Origin of the sequence: Campylobacter coli (genome assembly GCF_009730395.1) — a bacterium.
In the GTDB taxonomy this organism is placed as follows: Bacteria; Campylobacterota; Campylobacteria; order Campylobacterales; family Campylobacteraceae; genus Campylobacter_D; species Campylobacter_D coli.
The window spans coordinates 254,263-274,509 of the sequence record NZ_CP046317.1 but is presented as its reverse complement, the minus strand read 5'-3'; the positions used below and the strand labels follow the sequence as shown (position 1 = coordinate 274,509).

Below are 20,247 nucleotides of genomic sequence, written 5' to 3'. Positions count from 1 at the left end.
TATCAAGCTTTAATCCAAAAATTTTACAATGCGTGCTTATTTTTAGGACAATCCGTGTAATAAAGCATTAAGTTGTGTTTTATCAAAAAAATGGGGATAAAAATTTACTTCTTACAATAATACACCACAGCGGGTGGGAAATTTTGCCAAACAACTTTTGAAATTCTCACCTCTGTAAAAAGAGAAAATATCTTTTGACGAAATTTTAAACTTGAATAAGTAGGTAGCACATAAGCAAAGGTGCTAAAATATCCGTTAGGTTTTAAACTTTTATGGATGATTTTTAAAAGCTTTTCTTGCTCGTGATCCCTAAGCAAACTCCACGGAATTCCACTTATAATCACATCTGCATAGGTGATATTTCTTTGCCTTAAAAAATAAGGTAAATTTTCAGCACTCCCTATTTCTATATCCAAATTTACAATTTTTCTTTTAAGCTTATCTGCCATATTTTTATTGATTTCTATAGCAAAAAATTGTGCTTTTTTATTTTTATATTTTAAAATATTTTCAGTAAAAACACCTGTGCCAGGTCCAATCTCTACGATATAGTTTGCTTGACGCAAATTAATATTTTGAGTCATAACAAAACCTAGCTTTTGAGAGCTAGAACAAAAAGCACCGATTTGTTTTGGATTTTTAAGATATTCATAAAAAAACATTCAATTTTTCCTATGGTAAAAAAAATATAACTAAAAAGAATTTTAAAATCAAACATGTAATTTTATTCTTTTGCTTATAAAATTTTTATAAAAATAAAGCTAAAATTATCTTTTAAAAACTTTCAAGGATGAAATATGCATGGAAAAATAGCTATATATATGGATTCCACAGGGCGTGGAACTGTAACGAATTCAGCAAATACTTTTTTTGACTTTAGTCGTCAAATTTGGAATGATAAAAAAAGTATGCCAAGTGTTGGGATGCTTGTTGAATTTCGCACGCTCTCTAGTGATAAAAAGTCTGAAAACGGCGCTCCTGTGCCTGTAAGCAAAACTATCACAGGGATAAAACCTTCCAAATTTCAAGAATTTAAAGAGGGTGATTTTATCACTGAACATGATTTTTGGAAAACCAATAGTGATGATGAGCTTGAAGATTTACAAAATTCTCGCAGAAGTGCGTATATTACAGAACTTTATAGAAGCATTGATTTTGATTCTATAGAAAAAATTCCCTTATCTTTTACTATTCCTCAAGCCATACAAAAATATTTTGCCCATGAAATTTTATCTGTTGAAGCCTTGCAAGCCAATTTACAAGATGAAAAAGATATTCCTTGTATTTTGGACTATCTCATTCTTAAGAGATTTTTATTTAAAGCTTATGATACTTTAATTTTTATGGATAATAGTATAGATCAAACCCAATTTAGCGCCCTAAAAAGCATTATGATGCACTTAGAAAATTCTTACAAACAAATGATAGCAGATAAAAAACCCAATATCACTAAAATATTTAATGAAACTTTCTTATCTTTACAATGCCATTACCAAGCTTTAATAGCCACTATAGATACAAGAAAAAACCGCCTTGCTTCACTTGAAGCACAAATGAAAGCTTTACAATCTGAAATTCAACTTAAAAGCAATGCGGCCAATGCAGATCCTGAAAAACTCAAAGCAAGACAAGAAAAATTAGCAAAACTTCAAAAAGAAGCGGAGTATTATAGAACAACCCTTAAAAGACTGGGTGCTATACAAGAGGATTTTTATAAGAAAAATTATAATATTTTTGAAAATGCTTTCAAGCTTTCACGCGAAAAACTCTTTAAAAAAATAATTACAGGTCTTAATTTATGTGCTACGATAATGGATGTTAAAATTTGGCACCTGTCCTTAAAATCATCAGGGGTTAAAAATTCTTATTTTACTATGAGTAATATAGAAAATTCTTTCTGTTCTCTTTCTTTTGCAGAACATTACTTAAGTCGCTTAAATAAATCCGCTCTAAATCCTTTTGATCAAAAACTTTTAGTTTATATCCAAAAAATTACCAAAGAACAAAGAAAAAAATTTTTAGTCGTGACTTCGGATTTGGATTTGCTTTGTAAATTAAAAATAGAAACCTTTGCGCAAAATCCTTATTTCATAGTAAAGTACGCCCCTAAAAAAGTCAATTATCAGTCTTTAATGCGTGATAATAGTTTTGATATAGTGTTTATCGATGAAAAACATGTATGGGAAAGTGTAGCAGATATTATTTTAGAAGGAAAACATTTTGATAAAATAGGAAAAACCAAATTTAAACTGATTTAAACATAGAATTTTAAGCTAAATAAGGCTATAATTTGCTTGCCTAAACAGTTCGTGATATTTAAAGTGATCCAACATATTTTTATTAACTGTGATTGTGCGATTTACCGTGTTCTGTGGCGTCGTTTGAGTTTCGAAAGAAGCGAGAAGTTACAGCCTTTAAAAATCGCCTAACGGTTTTCTTTGACTTTTTGGGGTCAATCTTTATTAAGCGGCTGTTTGGGTTTTATATAAGGAGAATAAATGAAAATAATGATTTTGGGTAGCGGTGCTCGTGAATATTCTATCGCTTTAGCGCTAAAGCGTGTGGATGAAAATTTAGAATTTTACTTTGCTCCTGGTAATGGTGCTACCGAAAGTCTTGGAACCAATCTCAATTTTAAAGATCCTGTAGTTTTAGCCACTTATGCAAAAGAAAAAGAATTTGATCTATGCATAGTGGGTAGTGAAAGTTTTTTAGCTGAAGGCGTTGTAGATATTTTTAAACAACACAATATTCCTATTTTTGGACCTACAAAAGCTGCAGCTATGCTTGAAACTTCTAAATCTTTTATGAAAAGCTTTTTAAAAAAATATCGTATTAAAACAGCAAAATTTTTAAACACAAATGACATAGAAAAAGCAAAAAACTTTATATTAAGCTTAACTCCTCCTATAGTCGTTAAAGCCGATGGGCTTTGTGCTGGCAAAGGAGTAATTATCGCAAAAACTCACGAAGAAGCCATAGAAGAGGCTTCTAAAATGCTAAGTGGAGAAAGCTTTGGAGAAGCGGGTAAACTTATCGTTGTGGAAGAATTTTTAGATGGCTTTGAGCTTAGTATTTTTGCGGTATGTGATGGCAATGACTTTGTGCTTTTACCTGCTGCACAAGATCATAAAAAACTTTTAGATGGGGATAAAGGACCAAATACGGGTGGTATGGGAGCTTATGCTCCGAGTTCTTTAGCTAATGAAAGCTTGCTTAGAAAAATACAAAAAGATATCATTATCCCAACTCTTGCAGGTATGAAAAAAGAAGGCAGTGAATTTTGCGGGGTATTGTTTATAGGTATTATGGTTGTAGGCAATAAGCCTTATGTCTTGGAATTTAATGTGCGCTTTGGTGATCCTGAATGTGAAGTTTTAATGCCTTTGATTGAAAATCCTTTAGAACTTATTTTAGCCACTACACAAAAGCGTTTAAGACACACCAAGATAAAAATTAAAAAAGATTATGCAGTGGGCGTAGTATGCGCGAGTGAAAACTATCCTTACAAAAGCTCTCCAAAAAGTGAAATTTCTATAACAAATATTCCTGAAAATACACATATTTCTTATGCTGGAGTAAGTTTAGAAGATGGTAAACTTATGGCAGATGGTGGGCGTGTATTGGTTTGCGTTGGTACAGGCTCAAGCATAGAAGAGGCACAGAAAAAAGCTTACGAGCTTTGTGAAAATGTTCATTTTAAAGGCAAGCAATTTAGAAAAGATATCGCTCATCAGGTTATTCAATGAAAGAAGATTTACTTACGCGTCTTGAGCGAGAAAATCTTACCATTGCTAGTTTCAATAAAAGGATATTGGCATATTTTATCGATAATCTTGTACTTTCGCTGATTGTATTTGTTATTTTTTATGATAAATTACTTAATGCTAAGGATTTATTTGATACAGCTCAAATTTTGGGCGATTTTTACTTAGGATTTTTATTGCTTCATATTACTTACCAAACAATTTTTACTTATTTATATGGGGCAAGTTTAGGAAAAATGGTATGCAAAATCATTATTTTAGATGAAGACTTATTAGACAAACCCAATTTAAACCAAAGCTGTATACGCTCAATCGTTAGGCAAATAAGCGATATGGCATTTATGTTGGGCTTTGCTTGGGCTTTAAGCAATGATTTACGCAAAACTTGGGAAGATTATCTAGCAAGGACAATAGTAGTTAATGTGGCGTAAAATTTTATTTTTAAGCGCTAGTCTTACTTTACTCAATGCCACTCAAGTTGATATCTATGCACTTGATGCTAAAAAACAAGGGGATATACTCACTGCAAACGATGATGTGATTATTTTTTCAGATTTTTATTTTATCACTGCCAATAAGGCTATTTACAATGAAAAAACCGGAGATTTAGAGCTTTTTGGTGATGTGAATATATTAAGAGGACAAAATGAACGCTCTCATTCAAACTATGCTAAAATCAATTTAAATTCAAATGAAGCTAATTTTAATAATTTTTTCTTTTCTAATAATAATTTAGAAGTATGGTTTCAAAGCAAGACTAGCTATTTAGATGAGAATGTTTTCAAAAGCGAAATTTCAGCTGTTTCAAGTTGTAATGTCGAAGATCCTGATTGGGAAATTCGCTTTTCTAAAGGATGGCTCAATAGGGAAAATAATTTTGTTCATTTATATAATGCAAAATTATATGTTAAAGATTTTCCTATATTTTATTTACCCTATTTTGGTTTTAGTGCAGATACCCACCGCCAAAGCGGACTTTTAATCCCAAAAATAGTCTTAAAAAACAGCGAAGGTTTGTATTATGAACAGCCTATTTATATCGCACCTTATGAAAATTGGGATCTAGAATTAAATCCTCAAATTAGAACCGATCGTGGTTTTGGGCTTTACTCAACCTTAAGATTTATCGACTCTCCTTATTCTATAGGAGAGGTAAATTTAGGAGCTTTTAGAGAAAATTCATCCTATTATCATGATGAAAATTTAAAAAACCAAAGTCATTACGGCGCAGAATTAAAATATGCTAGAAATGATTTAATTAAAACCCTGTTGGGCGATAATTTTCAAGAAGGCTTATGGATAGATGCTACCTATCTTAATGATATAGATTATCTTAATCTTGGCAGCAGGGATTATCGTGATTTAAATTCATTAGTTACTTCAAAAATCAATTATTTTCTAGCGGATGAAAATAATTATTATGGAGCTTATGCAAAGTATTATATCGATACTTCTGCATTAAATAACGATAATACCTTACAAGAATATCCAAGCTTTCAATATCATCGTTTTTTGAATAATTTTTTTGATGAACGCTTGCGTTATTCTTTTGATGCATCTTTTCATAATTTTTATCGCCCTGTAGGCCCTTATGCAAATCAATTGAATTTAAATTTGCCTATTTCTTATCATAATGCTTTTTTTGATGACTTCTTGCATTTTACTTTTACCGAACGCTTTTATGCTTCATTTTTAAACTATAGTCATTATCCTCAAAAAGATCATGAGCATTATTTTAGAAATACGCACGATTTTAATCTTTATACTGATTTATCTAAAGCATATGATAATTTTTTTCATACTCTTAATTTTGGGTTAAAATATGTTCTTCCAGGAGCCAAATCAGGAAGTATTTCAGAAGATTATCTTGAAGAAATTGACAAAGAAGAGGAACATCTTGGCTTTTATACTACTCAATACTTTTACAATAATGAAGGTCAAAAAAAAATCAAACATAGAATTAATATTGATTATTTAAACAAGCAAGGTGAGTTTGATGAGATAAGCAATTTATTAAGCTATTATTATAATAACAATATCAGTTTTAATAGTGAGATTATTTACTCTGATCTTCAAGATCGTTTTACAAATATCATCAGTCAAATGGAGATCAATCCTAACCCTAAATTCAATTGGAGTTTTTCGCATGCTTATCAAAACGATGAGTATGGAAAATATAGTTTTATAGGCACGCGCGCAAATTACCTTGCAAATGCAAATTATCATTTGTTTGGAGGAATTTGGTTTGATACCCAAAGAGCGCATGCTAATATGTGGGAGCTTGGATATACTTTTCAACGCAAATGTTGGAATTATTCTTTAATGTATAGAGAAAGAATTGATCCGCAACTTACAAGTGCGGGAATTACTGCTAAAAATCAAAGCGGTATTTATTTTATTTTTAACTTCTATCCTTTAGGTGGAGTTAAATACGATTTTTCTTTAGCAGAAACGGAGAGTAAAATTTAAAATTAAGGAATGAGATTTGCTAAATATTTTTAAAAGTTTGACAAATTTATTATATGGAAAAAAAGGACAAATGATGCAATACAGTATAGAAATCAATGGCAATTTAGAAGTATTCGATATAGAAAAAGTAGCTAAACAAGCTGCAGGTGCTGTGCTTATGCGACAAGGAAAAAGTGTCGTTTTAGCCGCGGTTGCAAGAGAGGAAAAGCCTGTTGAAGAAGACTTTTTGCCTCTAACTGTTCAGTATATAGAAAAAGCCTATGCAGCAGGAAAAATCCCGGGCGGCTATGTTAAAAGAGAAACCAAACCAAGCGATGCAGAAACTTTAACTGCACGCATTATAGACAGAAGTTTGCGTCCACTTTTTCCAAAAGGATATGCCTACCCGACACAAATTGTCGTAATGGTTCTTTCTGCTGATCCTCAAGTAGATCTTCAAGTTATGAGTCTAAATGCAGCAAGCGTAGCACTTTATCTTAGTGATATTCCTATGAAAGCTCCTGTTTGTGGAGTTCGCATAGGTCGCATAGAAGAAAAATTTGTCCTAAATCCAAACAATGAAGAACTTAAAAATAGCACCCTTGATCTTTATGTAGCAGGGGTTAAAGATGAGCTTTTAATGATAGAAATGCGTGCTTTACCTAATCAAAAAGAAGATGAAATCTTTATCGAAGTTCCTTATGCAGATGTTTTAACCCAAACAACTTCACAAAGCATGAATGAACTTAGCGAAGATGAAATTTTAGAAGCGCTAAGTCTAGCCCAAAAAGCTATATTAAATGGCTCTAATGCTTATGAAGAAGCTTTTTTGAAACATAAAAAATCAAGCGATTTAAATTTCAAAGATGAAATAGAAAATTTCGAACTTCTCGCCTTTATAGAAAATAATTTTCACGATCAAATCGTACAGGCTATCAATCAAATGGCAAAAAGTGAAAGAGCGAGTGAGTTAAATAAAATTGCTGAAAAAATATTAAATTTTGAAAGCGCGACAAAATGGGATGAAGAAAGTATTTTAAATGCCCTAGCAAAAGTCAAACATAAAATCGTTCGTAGCCAAATTTTAAATACAAAAAAAAGAGCAGATGGTAGAAATTTAAATGAAGTGCGTCCTATTGCCATAGAAACAAATATTTTACCTAATGCACATGGCTCTTGCCTTTTTACACGCGGACAAACTCAAGCTTTGGTTGTGGCGACTTTAGGTAGTGAAAATGATGCGCAAATGGTTGATGTGTTAACCGAAAAAAATCCTATCAATGAACGCTTTATGGTTAATTATAATTTTCCAGGTTTTTCAGTAGGCGAGGCAAGCCCTATCAAAGCACCTGGAAGAAGAGAGTTAGGACATGGAAACTTAGCCAAAAGAGCCCTTTATCCAAGCATAGATGAAAATTATCCTTATATTATCCGTTTGGTAAGTGAAATTTTAGAAAGCAATGGCTCTAGTTCTATGGCAACGGTTTGTGGAGGGTCTTTAGCCTTAAGAGCAGCGGGAGTACCTAGCTTAAAACTTGTAGCAGGAGTAGCTATGGGGCTTATTTTTGAAGGCGATCAATATGCTATTTTAACTGATATCATGGGCTTAGAAGATCATGATGGGGATATGGATTTTAAAGTAGCAGGTAGCAAAGACGGTATCACAGCCTTACAAATGGATATCAAATTGGGCGGTATTGATCAAAAAATACTCAAAGAAGCCTTGTATCAAGCTAAAGAAGGTAGAATTCATATCTTAAATATCATGGAAGAAGCACTTAAGGAAATTGTTGTTAATGAAGAGGTATTGCCAAAACTCGAGCTTTTCAATGTTGATCCTTCAAAAATAGTCGATATCATAGGTCAAGCTGGAAAAACTATCAAAGAAATTATTGAAAAATTTGGTGTTTCTATAGACTTAGATCGTGAAAAGGGTGAAGTAAAAATTGCGGGCAATGAAAACGAACAAATTAAAGCCGCAAAAGATTATATTATCAATATCACAAGTTCTCAAAAAAATAATAAAAAAGGCTTTAAAGAAAAAGATCTATCAAACTTTGAAATCGGCGAAGAATTTGAAGGAAAAGTCAAAAAAATCACGAATTTTGGAGCCTTTATAGAACTTAAAAATGGAATTGATGGCTTGCTTCATAATTCTAAAAGTAAAAATCTCAATTTAAGTGAAAATCAAATTTTAAAAGTAAAAGTAAGTGAGATTAAAAATGGCAAAATCTCTGTGGATTTATGCGAGTGAGTGAGTTTTTAACTCATCCTTTTAAACCCTTTTTTGATAAGGATTCTAAAATTTTAATTTTAGGATCTTTTCCCTCGGTAAAATCAAGAGAAGATGGATTTTACTACCAGCACCCAAGAAATCGTTTTTGGCCTATACTAGAAACACTTTTTGATACAAGATTAGAAAATATAACAAAACAACAAGCGTTTTTAAAAGAAAAAAATATCGCCATTTGGGATGTGCTTCAAAGCTGTAAGATTAAAAATTCAGATGATAAAACCATAAGTTACGCAAAGGCTAATGATTTAAATTTAATCCTTTCTCAAGCACAAATCCAAGCTATTTTTACCACAGGGAAAAGTGCTTATCGATTTTTTACTAAATTTCATCCTCATTTAAAAGCCATAGCCCTACCCTCAAGCTCTCCTGCAAATTTAAATTTTTCTTTTGAACAACTTTTGCAAAGCTATAAAATAATCAAAAATTTTATAAAATAATTTTTGATTACGTATGTAAAAAATACCCAAAAGCATATATAAAAATAAAATTATTTCACAAAAAAGTAATACATATAAAAACACACCTTCGCATATAAAAAACATAAATCCAAAAAAGGCAAATAAAAATAAAGCTAAAGTTCCTAAAAACAATTTAGAAAGATCTTTAGCACAAAAAATCATATAATTTATAAAAAAATCAAACATTTTAAGATTTATGACATCCTTTTAGCAAATTTTAATCAGCTTTTGTGATAGTGAGTCATTTTTTATTTATATAAATTTAAACTATAGATGAATTTATATTTTAATACTGATATTAAATTATAATCTTGTTTTTATAAATTTAATATTAATTATCAAAATAATTTTTATAAAAAATGAGCTTTTCTAATAAGCTTGTATTAATGTTTTCTATTTAAAATTATTAAAAAATATATAAAGGAGTTTTAAATGCCTTTTGTAAATATACGCATTACCAAAGAAAACGGTGAACCTACAAGCGAACAAAAACAAGAGCTTATCGCAGGAGTTACAGATTTACTCGCTAAAGTTTTAAACAAAAACAAAGCCTCAACCGTAGTAATCATTGATGAAATCGATACAGACAATTACGGCTTAGGTGGAAAAAGTATCACTCAAGTAAGAAAAGAAAAAAGCTAGTTTATATCTAGCTTTTGAGTATTGTCCTTAAATTCAAACTCTACCTTTTTTGCTCCAAAACCTTTGGCTATAGCTTCTAAAGTATCTCTAGCACTTTTGTGAATTTTACTTTCTAAATTTCTAATAAGATTTAATGACAATTCTTTAACCTCTTCTTTGGCTTCTCTTATAAGTTTATTTTTGTCATTTTCACTAAAGCTAAGTCCTGTGCTATTAATAGAATCAGGCAGTAAAAAAGGCAAAAATTTAGCATTTTTTTCATCATAAAATTTCATATCTATAATGCTGTGCTTGTATTTGCATTCAGGCATAATAATCTTATAATGATCATTATCTAAAACTATGATTTCAAAATTTTTATCTCTTAAATCATATAAAAATGTGATCTCAAATTCAAAAATCAAAGCAATCTGTCTTTCGCTTAAAGACCAACCCAAAATACTTTTCCAAATTCCGTTAAAAGCACTATCTTTTTTAGTAACAATTTCTTTACTAAAGACTTGAAAAACACTAAGCTCTCCTATGGATTTAAGTTGGGTAATATCATTGCTAATATGAATGTCCTTCTCTTCTATTTTAGAGCTATTTTTAAACTGCTTTATAATGACAAATACAAGCAAAATAACAATCAAACTAAGTAAAATGAGTTCCATAAAATCACCTTTCTAAAGAATTATAAACCTTGATTAGAAAAAATATAATTTCTTTCAAATATCAAAAAAATTATAGCATTTAAAATAAAAATACAGCAAACAAAAGCAAAAACAAGTTCTACACTAAAATGCGCTGTTATCAATCCTCCTCCAAAAGCACCGCAAAAATTTCCTAAAAACTGACAAGTTTGATTAAAGCCAAATACAAGGCTTAAATTTTTAGCACTAACACCTTTTTTAAGCAAAGCATTCACGCAAGGCAAAAGTCCTCCAAGACCTATTCCTATAAGCAATCTTACGAAAATAAGTGCATAAACATTGGTAGCCAAGGATTGTAAATAAAAACAAATTCCACAAAATATCAAAGCGCTAAAAATAACCTTGCTAGGGCCGATTTTATCTGCTATTTTTCCAAGTTTTGGCGCAAAGAAAAGGTTGCTAATCCCACTTGCAGCTACAACTATACCTGCCCAAAGAGCCAAATTTTCACCTTGATAAATTTGTTCTACATAAAGACTTAAAATAGGCATAACCCCAAAAGTTCCAAACTGAATGATAAAAGTTGTGATAAAAATAATAACAATAAGTTTTTTATTTTCTTTAAATTCTTGAGTATTTTTTTTTGCTTCTTTTTGAATTTTTCTCTCATGAATAAAAAGAAAAATTGTCACAAAAGAACAAGCAAGCAAAAAGGCTACCAAATCAAAAACTACACTAATGCTAAAAATTCCTGCCGCAACTCCACCAAATAAAGGACCTAACAAACTCCCACTGATAGATGCAGTAGAAAGTGTCCCCAAAGCATAAGCTACTTTTTCTTTGGGTGCTATTACAGCGATAAAAACAACAGCTGCTGCGGTAAATCCTGATACAATACCCGTTAAACCTCGTATCAAAACCACTTCCATAGCATCATGAGCAAAACTAAGCCACAGCGTTAAAGCTGACATTCCTAAACTTGCTCGAAGTAGCATATTTTTATAGCCGTATTTTGCACCCAAATATGCCCACAAAGGTGAAAAAATAGCCATTCCAAGTGGTGTGATTCCAAAAGCTAATCCTGAGTAAAATGCGATTTCGCTAGTATCTGTATGTCCTAATTCTTTGATATATAAAGGCAAGATTGGAGCAATTTGACTAAGTCCCATACTTGTAGTAAAGACGCCAAACCAACATACCCATAAAGTCCTATTGAAATTTTCCATAAAATTATTGTATGATATTTTTTATAATTTTCAATTAAATTTCAAGGATGAAAATGAAAAAGATAGTTTTTGTATGTCTTGGAAATATTTGTCGTTCCCCCATGGCTGAATTTGTTATGAAAGATCTTGTTAAAAAAGCAAATTTAGAAAAAGAATTTTTTATAACCAGTGCTGGAACCTCAGGAGAACACGATGGAGAAAATATGCACTATGGCACTCAAAATAAACTTAAAAGCTTAAATATAAAATATCAAAATTTTACAAGCAAAAAACTCACTCAAGCACTTTGTGATGAAAGTGATTTTTTAATCACCATGGATAATTCTAATTTTAAGAATGTTCAAAAAAATTATAAAAATACTCAAAATAAACTTTTAAAAATCACTGATTTTGCTTCTCATTTAGGATATGATGAAGTCCCTGATCCATGGTATAGTGGGAATTTTGATGAAACCTATCAAATCATTTCTTTAGCGTGTAAAAATCTTTTAAGCCATCTACAAAAATAAATCATTTATCTTTACAATATTTAAATATATATCTTTCTAACATAGAGGAATTTCCAGAAATTCCTCCTTGGTGGATATAAAGCAAGGGATTTTTCCATTCTCTTTTTAAGGCTATGCTCAATCCTAGCATGTCATAAAGCAAGTCAAATTCTATTTGACATTCTTGTTTTAAATCTTTATAAAGCTGATAAAATTCTAGATAAAGTTTAGAAAAATGATATTTTTTATCACTTTTTAGAATTTCTAAATTCGAAAAATCATAATTTTTAATAAGATTTAAAATTTGAGTTTTAAGGTAGCACTCATCTCCAACACAAGCACAAGTAAAAACTTTAAATTTGGAATTTTTAGCTAAAAATGCAGCCGAAGTTCCTGTGCCAGAGGGTAGAAAAATATCAAAATCTAAACCTAAATTTTTACTTTGACTTTCTATTTCCTTGGCTAGTTGAATATAACCTGATTCGGCATTTAAATTAGCAACTCCTTGCTCTATAAAAACATCATCTTTTTCACACAAAGAAAGTGCAAATGTTTTTAAGTCTTTATCGCTATGATTTTCAATAAAATAAACATTATTTTCCAAGGCTAATTTATAATTACCGCAAGGATTATTTCTTAGATAAGTAGGAATCTTTTCGCAAGCATAAATAAGAGTTAAATTTCTTTTACTTGCAAATATGCTAAGTGCTACTAAAGCATTACTTTGAATGCCACCATAACTTATAAAGCGTTGGCTCTGATTATAATTTTGAGAAAGGTAAAAAGCAAGTTTTCTAGCTTTATTTCCATTGATCTCTCCTAGCAAATCATCACGCTTGATATAAAATTCAAATCCTTGAAATTGAATTTTTTCTATAGGAGAAATTAGCATTTAAAATTCTTAGTGAAACTCAAAAAACTTTTCAACATCTTTTAAAGCATTATCATTTTTAATACTGAATTTAATCTCTATGCGGCGGCTTTTATCTTTATCCTCTACTCCATTTACAAGAACAGGATCAGAAAACGATCTGCCACTTGCCATCAAAAGTTTTTGCAATCTTATATCCTTATAAAAAGTATAGATAAAATTCATCACTTCATAAGCACGCTTTTGGGATAAATCAAGATTATAAATATAAGATCCATCGCTATCCGTATGCCCTTCAATGATAATATTTTCAATATTAGACAAAATCTTTGGATCATTGATAATAGCATTAAAATACTCACTTAAAATTTTTCTCAAACTCGCCTTAGCTTCATTTTTAAGCGTATAAGAATCCTTATCAAACAATACCTCAGAAGGTAAAGAAATAGAACCTGTTTTTTGATCTATGGTGATATTGCTATCGAGTTTAGCTTGTAGCTCTTTACTTAGATTCTCGCGAATCAAACTTAAATTTTGAACCTTTTCTTTTGCTTTATCAAAGCTTTCTTGCAAATTTCTAATTTCTTCATCTTTCTTTTCTAGCTGACCTAGCAAAATCAAAATTTGCTTATCTTTATTATCTATAGATGAATTAAGCTCTTTGCTTAATTGCTCATAATTAGTGATATTTGCTTCAAGTTCTGCTTTTTGAGAATTTATAAGATTTAAAGCACTTGAAGCATTGTTTAAATCAGAGCTTAATTTAAAAACAATAGCTTCTTTATTTCTAAGCTCTTCCTTGCTTTCTTCTAAGCGTGCTTCTTGTTTGTTAAGATTATCTTTAATTTCTCTTAGATCGCTTTGAGTTAAAACGTATTTAACTACAATAGCACCTATTAACAGGATAAAAACAAAAAGTAGCCCTGCCATCAAGTCAGCATAGGCTATCCAAAAATTACCTTCTTCTTGCTCATTTTTCATTTATCTTCTTTTTCTTCTTTATTAAAATTTTTATTAGAATCTAAAGTGTCGCTATCATTTTGATTTTCTTTGGTTTGCTCTGTATTTTCAGTTATCTTTTCGCTTGAAAGAATTTCATTTTCTATATTATCTTGCTCTTCTTGAGCAGGATTAGGAATTTTACCTATTTTAGCCATCACTTCATTTGTTTCTTCATTTAAATTCTTAATTTCTTGCTTTAATTTATCCATCATTTTGATTTTCGCATCGATACTTTTTTCTTCTTCATAAACTTCTTTAAATTTATGCATACCCTCAAAAAGACTTGCTTTAAAACCTTCAAAAACTTTTTCTTGACTTTCTAAAATGGCTTTTTCATATAATTCAAAATTTTTACCAAAACGATCTACTTTTTCATCAAAAGCAAGCAAGGTTTTATCAAAATGCTGAATTTTTTCACTACTGATATCAAGAAGGCGGTTATATTGTTCAGACATTCGCATATTGATTTCTTTTAAATTTTGATTAAGCATTCCTATACCATTTAGCATTTCGCCATACATTTTTCCAAGATCTCTTTGATCTCTTTGTGCTCTACTTAACTCACCCATAGTTTGCTTAATATGCTCCCCACTCAATCTTATAGCTTTTTCTTCTACATTGAGCATATCTTGAAAAATTCCAAATTTTCTATCTATAGTATGATCAAGCTCTGCAAAAAAATCTTGATTGCTTACTTGTTTAAAAATGGCACTGATTTTTTCAAAATGTTGCAAGCTTTCACTCAAATATCTTTGATCAAGCTCTTCTTTTGTCCAAAAAAATCCACTTGTAGAATTTTTTTGACGATTTAACAAACGCTCGATCTTACTCTTTCCAAATTTTTCAAAAAACATCCACCAAAGAGCTAGAAAAATACCATAAATTGAAACATAAAAAGCAGTTCCTACACCACTTAGCAAAAGAGCGATCTCTTGCTCTAAGGCTGCTGTATCGCTAGAGCTAAAATTAGGCATAGACAAGGCTATACTGATAAAAGTTCCTAAAATTCCCATCATAGGAAAAATAGCTGCACCAATACTAGCAAAGTTTTCATTCCTTGCACCCCTAACATAAGCATAAGCAAAATCATCAAAATTTGCATTAGATTTTGTATCCTTACCTATAGTAAGAAAATGCTTCATAATATGTCTTTTTAAGGCTTGTTTAAATTCATCTTTTTGTTGTTCAAAAATGCTGTATGCGTATTCAGAACTATGCCTTGCAAACACAAGGGCTGTGAAAAAAATAAAGCCTATCATAACAACAGTGTGCAATTCGACTTTAAAATTTATAATATCATAATAACCCAATAAAATAAAAACATAAAGTAAAGCGGGTATAAAAATAATTTTTAAATAAACCAAATATCCTTTTTTCTCTTTACTTTCTGGCAGAATGAGTTCTGAAATTTCATCCGATCTTATATCCATAACACTAATACCCCATTAGCTAAATTCTATTTTAAAGATTGTTATCAAGCAATTTAAAAAATCTTTAAAATAAAATTTGGAAGATTTAAGCCAAAGGCTTAATTTCTTCCTATACAATTTAAATCTTCAAAAGCAAGTTCTAAACGCTTTATCATACTTTCCTCACCGCTTCTTAGCCAAACACGCGGATCGTAGTATTTTTTATTAGGCTTATCTTCACCTTCTGGATTGCCAATTTGGCCTTGCAAATATTCACGGTTTTTTGCTTCATATTCGCGAACTCCGTCCCAAAATGCCCATTGAGTATCTGTATCGATATTCATTTTTACTACACCATAACTCACCGCATCTTTGATATCTTTTAATTCGCTTCCACTTCCACCATGGAAAACAAAATTGATCGGCTTATCAACTTCTAGGCCAAATTTTTCTTTTACAAATTTTTGTGAATTTTTAAGAATTTCAGGTTGTAAACTTACATTTCCTGGTTTATAAACTCCATGTACATTTCCAAAGCTGGCTGCTATTGAAAATTTATCGCTGATTTTCCCAAGTCTTTCATATGCAAGTGCTACATCTTCAGGCTGGGTATAAAGCTTAGAATTATCAATACCTGTATTATCCACTCCATCTTCTTCTCCCCCAGTGCAACCAAGTTCAAGTTCGAGTGAAATTCCCAAAGAATCAAGTTTTTTAAGATATGTTTCGCAAGTGCTTAGATTATCTTCTAAATCCTCTTCGCTAAGGTCAAGCATATGAGAGCTAAATAAAGCCTGTCCGTGAGTTTTTTTGTACTCAGCATTTGCTTCTATAAGTCCATCTATCCAAGGTAAAAGCTTTCTAGCAGCGTGATCTGTATGTAAAATCACTGGGATACCATAAGCCTTAGCAAGCAAATGCACATGCTTAGCCCCGCTAATCGCTCCTAATACATCACCTTGTGGACAATTTTTTCCTGCATAAAATTTCGCTCCTCCATTAGAAAATTGGATGATAACAGGAGAATTTACTTTTTTAGCAGCTTCTAAAACAGCATTGATCGAATCAGTTCCCACTACATTAACGGCAGGGATAGCAAAACCCTGTGCTTTAGCGTATTCATAAACTTTATTAAGCTCATCTCCGCTAACAACCCCTGCTTTTACGATGTCTAACAAGCCCATTATTTGTATTCCACTTTAGCATTGTTTAACAAATCTTGACCTTTTTGATTGATCACTTTTTTAAATTCTTCAAATTTCAAACCATTTTCAATGCCTTTTTTAACATCATCAAATTTGATTTGTTCTTTTGCACGAGAATTTTCTTTTAAGATTACATGATAGCCAAAATTTGTTTTTACAGGAGTGGTTGTAATGGTGCCATTTTTAAGTGCAAATGCTGCGTCAGTGAATGGTTTTACCATTGTTGATTGATCAAACCAACCTAATTCTCCACCTTGATTTTTTGAACCTGGATCGATTGATTTTTCTTGAGCAAGCTGGCTGAAATTATCATCTAAAGCTTTACCTTTTAAACCTTTGAGTTCTTTAATGATATCTTTAGCTTCTTGTTCGCTAGATACTAAAATGTGCTTAGCTTGAACTGCAGCAGGTTTGATATATTTTTCTTTATTTTGTTCGTAAAATGCTTTAACTTTAGAAGAATCAACTTTAATAGAATTAAGAATTTTTTCTTGATAAACATTAACAAGTATGCTATCTTTTGCGCGTTCTAATTCTTTTTTATAAAGAGGATCTTTTTCTAAATTTTGTTTTTTAGCATCTTGTAGTATCAAATCTTGCATGATGTATTGTTGCAAAAGAGCCTTTTTTTGATGATCAGGCAAGCTTTTAAAATCCTCTCCTCTAAGCATCGGTGCAAAAAATTCACTCACTTCAGTATCGCTTATATTTTTACCATTTACAGTAGCTATAGTAGCTGCATTTAAATTTAAAGTTACACCTGCAATTAAAGCTGCGGCAATTAAAGAAACTTTTCTCATTTTAGACTTCCTTTTTTAATAAAATAGATTAAAATCAATTATATCTCAACTTGGTTTAAAGCTAATTAATTAAAATAAAAAAATGAAAAGAAATTCAGAAATCAAAGAACTTTTTTTAAAACATTTTGATAAGCCTACTACAGAATTAAAGTTTTCAAATCTCTATGAACTTTTAGTCTGTGTGATGCTTTCTGCACAATGCACCGATAAAAGGGTTAATCTTATCACCCCTGAGCTTTTTAAAGCTTATCCTGATATCACAAGTCTTGCAAATGCAAATTTATCAAGCCTTAAAACCTATATACAAAGTTGTTCTTTTTATAATAACAAAGCCCAAAATCTCATCAAAATGGCTCAATCAGTCCGTGAAAATTTCAACGCCGAAATTCCACTGGATGAAGAAAAATTAAAATCCTTAGCAGGAGTAGGACAAAAAACAGCCCATGTGGTTTTGATCGAATGGTGTGGTGCAAACTGCATGGCAGTAGATACTCATGTTTTTCGTGTTTCTCACCGCTTAGGACTTAGCAAGGCTAAGACTCCTGAAGCGACTGAAGAGGATTTAACACGCATATTTAAAGACAATCTTAACTATCTTCATCAAGCCATGGTGCTTTTTGGACGCTATACCTGCAAGGCTAAAAAACCTCTATGTAAAGAATGTTTTTTAAACCATCTTTGCAAAAGTAAAGACAAGGAACTTGAATGAAACTTATCATCTTTTTATTAGCATTTACACTTCATGTTTTTGCTTTAGAAGCTTATAAGCCCGATAAAGATTTTGCGCCTTATTTTAATCCTTTAAATTGCTCTGTTGTTTTGGATAAATTTTTTTATACCAATTGTTATGATTATAAACTCAAAGGCACTAAAGCCGTAGCCTATAAAGTCGAAGCGTCCAATCTAAAAGAAAAACAGATCAAAAAACGAGCTCGCTTTGAAGATGACACAAATATCCCTAAAAAATACCGCAGTACTTGGAGTGATTATAAAAATAGTGGTTATACCCGAGGACATATAGCCTCAAATGCTTCTTTTCGCTTTAGTAAAGCAGCACAAACATCGGTTTTTTTGATGAGTAATATCACTCCACAAAATGCACAAGTTAATGCAACGGTTTGGAATGAAATCGAACAAAGAGAAAGAAGTCTTGCTTTTAAATTCCAAAGCGTTGAAGTGCTAAATCTAATACTTTATGGTAAAAATCCTAAATTTATTAAAAATGGCATTGCTATACCGAGTTCTTATGTTAAGATTATCAAAACTTCTCGGTTTGAAGAATGTTATGAAGTACCCAATAACAATATCCAGAGCGAAGAAATCAATGATTATAAAATTTCTTGCAATAAATTCTAAAGGCTATGAATGGAAATCAGTGCTTTAACCATAACCATACTTTACATTATAGGAATTTCAGCAGAGGGTATGACAGGTGCCTTGGCTGCAGGCAGACATAAAATGGATCTTTTTGGAGTAATTTTCATAGCCTTAGTAACTGCCATAGGAGGTGGAAGCATACGCGATGTGCTTTTAGGTCATTATCCACTTACTTGGGTTAAACATCCTGAATATATTGTTTTAATTTGCCTTTGTGCTCTTGTTGCCACTAAAATTCCACGCATTGTTAGCAGATTAGAAAGTTTATTTTTAACGCTTGATGCCATAGGACTTGTAGTCTTTAGCATACTTGGCGCACAAATTGCAATAGAACAAAACCATGGCTTTATCATCGCAATCTCTGCAGCAGTGATTACAGGTGTTTTTGGTGGAATTTTAAGAGATATTTTATGCATGAGAATTCCTTTAGTTTTCCAAAAAGAAATTTATGCAGGAATCGCAATCATAGCAGGGGCGATTTATTATACTTTAATGGTTTATCTTCAACTGCATGCTTTAATTTGCACGCTTGTAACGCTATTTGTAGGAGTTACAGCTAGGCTTTTAGCGATCAAATACCAATGGTCCTTACCCATTTTTTCTTATAATGAGGAAAAATAATGAATTGTATTTATAAAAATTTGCTAAGATAAAAAGAAGCGTGATAAAAGTTTAATTATGCTTTTTAAGGAAAATACTATGAATAAAGCAATACTACTTACCCTTATTTGTTTATTTTTTACAGCTTGTGAACAAACCAAAAGTGTAGAATACTACAAAGCTCATCCCGAAGAAGCCAAAAAAAGAAGTGATGAATGTCGTTTGAAATCTATCATCAGTCAAGATTGTGTAAATGCTCATAGCGTTGCTATCCCAAAAGAAGATTGGGATGAAGGCCATGATACACAAACAAGATAATTTTTATTTAAAGGCTATAAAGGTTTCAAAATTAACCCACTTAAAAACACTTTCTATTTTTTCAAATCCTGCATTCTTAAGCATATCTAAATTTTCTTTTTCACTATAAGGGATAAGAACATTTTCCAAAGCCTCCCTTTTGGCTGCAATTTCGATTTTAGAATAACCTTGTCTTTCTTTATAATCTGCATAAAGTTCTATCATATTTTTAGACAAAAAAGCATCTTCATAAAGAATTTTTTCACTCATGATAAAAATACCACCTTTGTTTAAATTCTTATAAATTTCATTAACAAGTTCTTGTCTTTTAGGCGGACGGATGAATTGCAAAGTATAATTAGCTACAAATACATCACTTTGAAAAAAAACAAAATCACACAAATTCGCTTCAAAAAATTCTATATTTAAGCCATAAGCTTGTGCTTTTGATTTGGCGATTTCAAGCATAGAAGGTGCATTATCCGCACCAAAAAGCTTAAGATCTTTTCTTAAGCTGGCTAAAAAAATTAAAAAATTCGCACTAGAACAACCCAAATCACAAACCTTTGCTCCCTCTTTAGTCAATTTTTTTATCAAATTTGCACAAAGTTCTAAATTTTCCCTATAAAAAGGCACAGAGCGATTAATCATATCATCAAAAACACTTGCGACACTCTTATCAAATTCAAATTGTTTGGTTAGCTTTTCTTTAAAAAGTTCATCTTTCAT

At 31.2% G+C, this 20,247-nt stretch carries 21 protein-coding genes; 12 read left to right on the top strand and 9 right to left on the bottom strand.

Features of this window, described 5'->3' with window-relative positions:
- Nucleotides 1-104 precede the first annotated feature (104 nt).
- A complete protein-coding gene (locus FOC43_RS01355) occupies nt 105-662 on the bottom strand; it encodes a class I SAM-dependent methyltransferase (protein ID WP_002831311.1) in 558 nt (185 codons plus the stop codon).
- Nucleotides 663-797: 135 nt separating this feature from the next.
- Between FOC43_RS01355 and FOC43_RS01350 the strand changes: the two genes are divergently transcribed.
- From FOC43_RS01350 to FOC43_RS01315, 7 genes are all read left to right on the top strand, one after another.
- A complete protein-coding gene (locus tag FOC43_RS01350) occupies nt 798-2,258 on the top strand; it encodes a hypothetical protein (RefSeq protein WP_002845086.1) in 1,461 nt (486 codons plus the stop codon).
- Nucleotides 2,259-2,498: 240 nt separating this feature from the next.
- The gene (purD, locus tag FOC43_RS01345) at nt 2,499-3,749 is read left to right on the top strand and encodes a phosphoribosylamine--glycine ligase (RefSeq protein ID WP_002777514.1); all 1,251 of its coding nucleotides are present in this window, start codon (nt 2,499-2,501) and stop codon (nt 3,747-3,749) included.
- The gene (locus tag FOC43_RS01340) at nt 3,746-4,198 is read left to right on the top strand and encodes an RDD family protein (RefSeq protein ID WP_002777521.1); all 453 of its coding nucleotides are present in this window, start codon (nt 3,746-3,748) and stop codon (nt 4,196-4,198) included. The genes purD and FOC43_RS01340 overlap by 4 nt, the downstream gene beginning before the upstream one ends.
- Nucleotides 4,188-6,236: an LPS-assembly protein LptD gene (locus tag FOC43_RS01335; RefSeq protein WP_002777523.1), complete on the top strand. Its 2,049-nt coding sequence runs from the start codon at nt 4,188-4,190 to the stop codon at nt 6,234-6,236. Before FOC43_RS01340 ends, FOC43_RS01335 begins: the two co-directional genes overlap by 11 nt.
- Before the next feature lie 73 nt (nt 6,237-6,309).
- Complete coding sequence (locus tag FOC43_RS01330) at nt 6,310-8,469, top strand: polyribonucleotide nucleotidyltransferase (protein ID WP_002789865.1); 2,160 nt, start codon at nt 6,310-6,312, stop codon at nt 8,467-8,469.
- Nucleotides 8,466-8,948, top strand: coding sequence for a DNA-deoxyinosine glycosylase (locus FOC43_RS01325; protein WP_002780181.1), 483 nt, complete (start codon nt 8,466-8,468; stop codon nt 8,946-8,948). The genes FOC43_RS01330 and FOC43_RS01325 overlap by 4 nt, the downstream gene beginning before the upstream one ends.
- 453 nt (nt 8,949-9,401) lie before the next feature.
- Nucleotides 9,402-9,611, top strand: coding sequence for a 2-hydroxymuconate tautomerase family protein (locus tag FOC43_RS01315; protein ID WP_002777534.1), 210 nt, complete (start codon nt 9,402-9,404; stop codon nt 9,609-9,611).
- Here the strand turns inward: FOC43_RS01315 and FOC43_RS01310 are convergent.
- Both FOC43_RS01310 and FOC43_RS01305 read right to left on the bottom strand, forming a co-directional pair.
- On the bottom strand, nt 9,608-10,264 hold the full coding sequence (locus FOC43_RS01310; protein ID WP_002777536.1) for a DUF4230 domain-containing protein: 657 nt from the start codon (nt 10,262-10,264) through the stop codon (nt 9,608-9,610). The two genes, FOC43_RS01315 and FOC43_RS01310, sit on opposite strands and share 4 nt — an antisense overlap.
- Nucleotides 10,265-10,284: 20 nt before the next feature.
- On the bottom strand, nt 10,285-11,469 hold the full coding sequence (locus FOC43_RS01305; protein WP_004283737.1) for an MFS transporter: 1,185 nt from the start codon (nt 11,467-11,469) through the stop codon (nt 10,285-10,287).
- Nucleotides 11,470-11,522: 53 nt separating this feature from the next.
- Here FOC43_RS01305 and FOC43_RS01300 point away from each other — a divergent pair, with 53 nt between their 5' ends.
- A complete protein-coding gene (locus FOC43_RS01300; protein WP_002777540.1) occupies nt 11,523-11,978 on the top strand; it encodes a low molecular weight protein-tyrosine-phosphatase in 456 nt (151 codons plus the stop codon).
- Nucleotide 11,979: 1 nt separating this feature from the next.
- On the opposite strand, the gene FOC43_RS01295 is transcribed toward FOC43_RS01300, so the two are convergent.
- The 5 genes from FOC43_RS01295 to FOC43_RS01275 all read right to left on the bottom strand — a co-directional run bounded on the left by FOC43_RS01295 (nt 11,980) and on the right by FOC43_RS01275 (nt 17,244).
- A complete protein-coding gene (locus tag FOC43_RS01295; protein ID WP_002789861.1) occupies nt 11,980-12,849 on the bottom strand; it encodes a 1-aminocyclopropane-1-carboxylate deaminase/D-cysteine desulfhydrase in 870 nt (289 codons plus the stop codon).
- 9 nt (nt 12,850-12,858) lie between these two features.
- Entirely contained in the window at nt 12,859-13,809 is a 951-nt protein-coding gene (locus FOC43_RS01290) for an OmpA family protein (RefSeq protein WP_002789860.1), read from the bottom strand.
- Entirely contained in the window at nt 13,806-15,260 is a 1,455-nt protein-coding gene (locus FOC43_RS01285) for a MotA/TolQ/ExbB proton channel family protein (protein ID WP_002780172.1), read from the bottom strand. The genes FOC43_RS01290 and FOC43_RS01285 overlap by 4 nt, the downstream gene beginning before the upstream one ends.
- 98 nt (nt 15,261-15,358) lie before the next feature.
- The gene (fbaA, locus tag FOC43_RS01280; protein WP_002777549.1) at nt 15,359-16,423 is read right to left on the bottom strand and encodes a class II fructose-bisphosphate aldolase; all 1,065 of its coding nucleotides are present in this window, start codon (nt 16,421-16,423) and stop codon (nt 15,359-15,361) included.
- The gene (locus tag FOC43_RS01275; protein WP_004283735.1) at nt 16,423-17,244 is read right to left on the bottom strand and encodes a peptidylprolyl isomerase; all 822 of its coding nucleotides are present in this window, start codon (nt 17,242-17,244) and stop codon (nt 16,423-16,425) included. The genes fbaA and FOC43_RS01275 overlap by 1 nt, the downstream gene beginning before the upstream one ends.
- An 82-nt stretch (nt 17,245-17,326) precedes the next feature.
- Between FOC43_RS01275 and nth the strand changes: the two genes are divergently transcribed.
- From nth to FOC43_RS01255, 4 genes are all read left to right on the top strand, one after another.
- The gene (gene nth / locus FOC43_RS01270; RefSeq protein ID WP_002777553.1) at nt 17,327-17,953 is read left to right on the top strand and encodes an endonuclease III; all 627 of its coding nucleotides are present in this window, start codon (nt 17,327-17,329) and stop codon (nt 17,951-17,953) included.
- The gene (locus tag FOC43_RS01265; protein ID WP_002780169.1) at nt 17,950-18,600 is read left to right on the top strand and encodes a DNA/RNA non-specific endonuclease; all 651 of its coding nucleotides are present in this window, start codon (nt 17,950-17,952) and stop codon (nt 18,598-18,600) included. The genes nth and FOC43_RS01265 overlap by 4 nt, the downstream gene beginning before the upstream one ends.
- Nucleotides 18,601-18,609: 9 nt before the next feature.
- Nucleotides 18,610-19,242: a trimeric intracellular cation channel family protein gene (locus FOC43_RS01260; protein ID WP_002780167.1), complete on the top strand. Its 633-nt coding sequence runs from the start codon at nt 18,610-18,612 to the stop codon at nt 19,240-19,242.
- 78 nt (nt 19,243-19,320) lie between these two features.
- Entirely contained in the window at nt 19,321-19,539 is a 219-nt protein-coding gene (locus tag FOC43_RS01255) for an EexN family lipoprotein (RefSeq protein WP_002780165.1), read from the top strand.
- A 3-nt stretch (nt 19,540-19,542) separates the two neighbouring features.
- On the opposite strand, the gene cmoA is transcribed toward FOC43_RS01255, so the two are convergent.
- Nucleotides 19,543-20,247 carry a carboxy-S-adenosyl-L-methionine synthase CmoA gene (gene cmoA, locus FOC43_RS01250; RefSeq protein ID WP_002780163.1) on the bottom strand — a complete coding sequence of 235 codons (705 nt, stop codon included), beginning with the start codon at nt 20,245-20,247 and terminating at the stop codon, nt 19,543-19,545.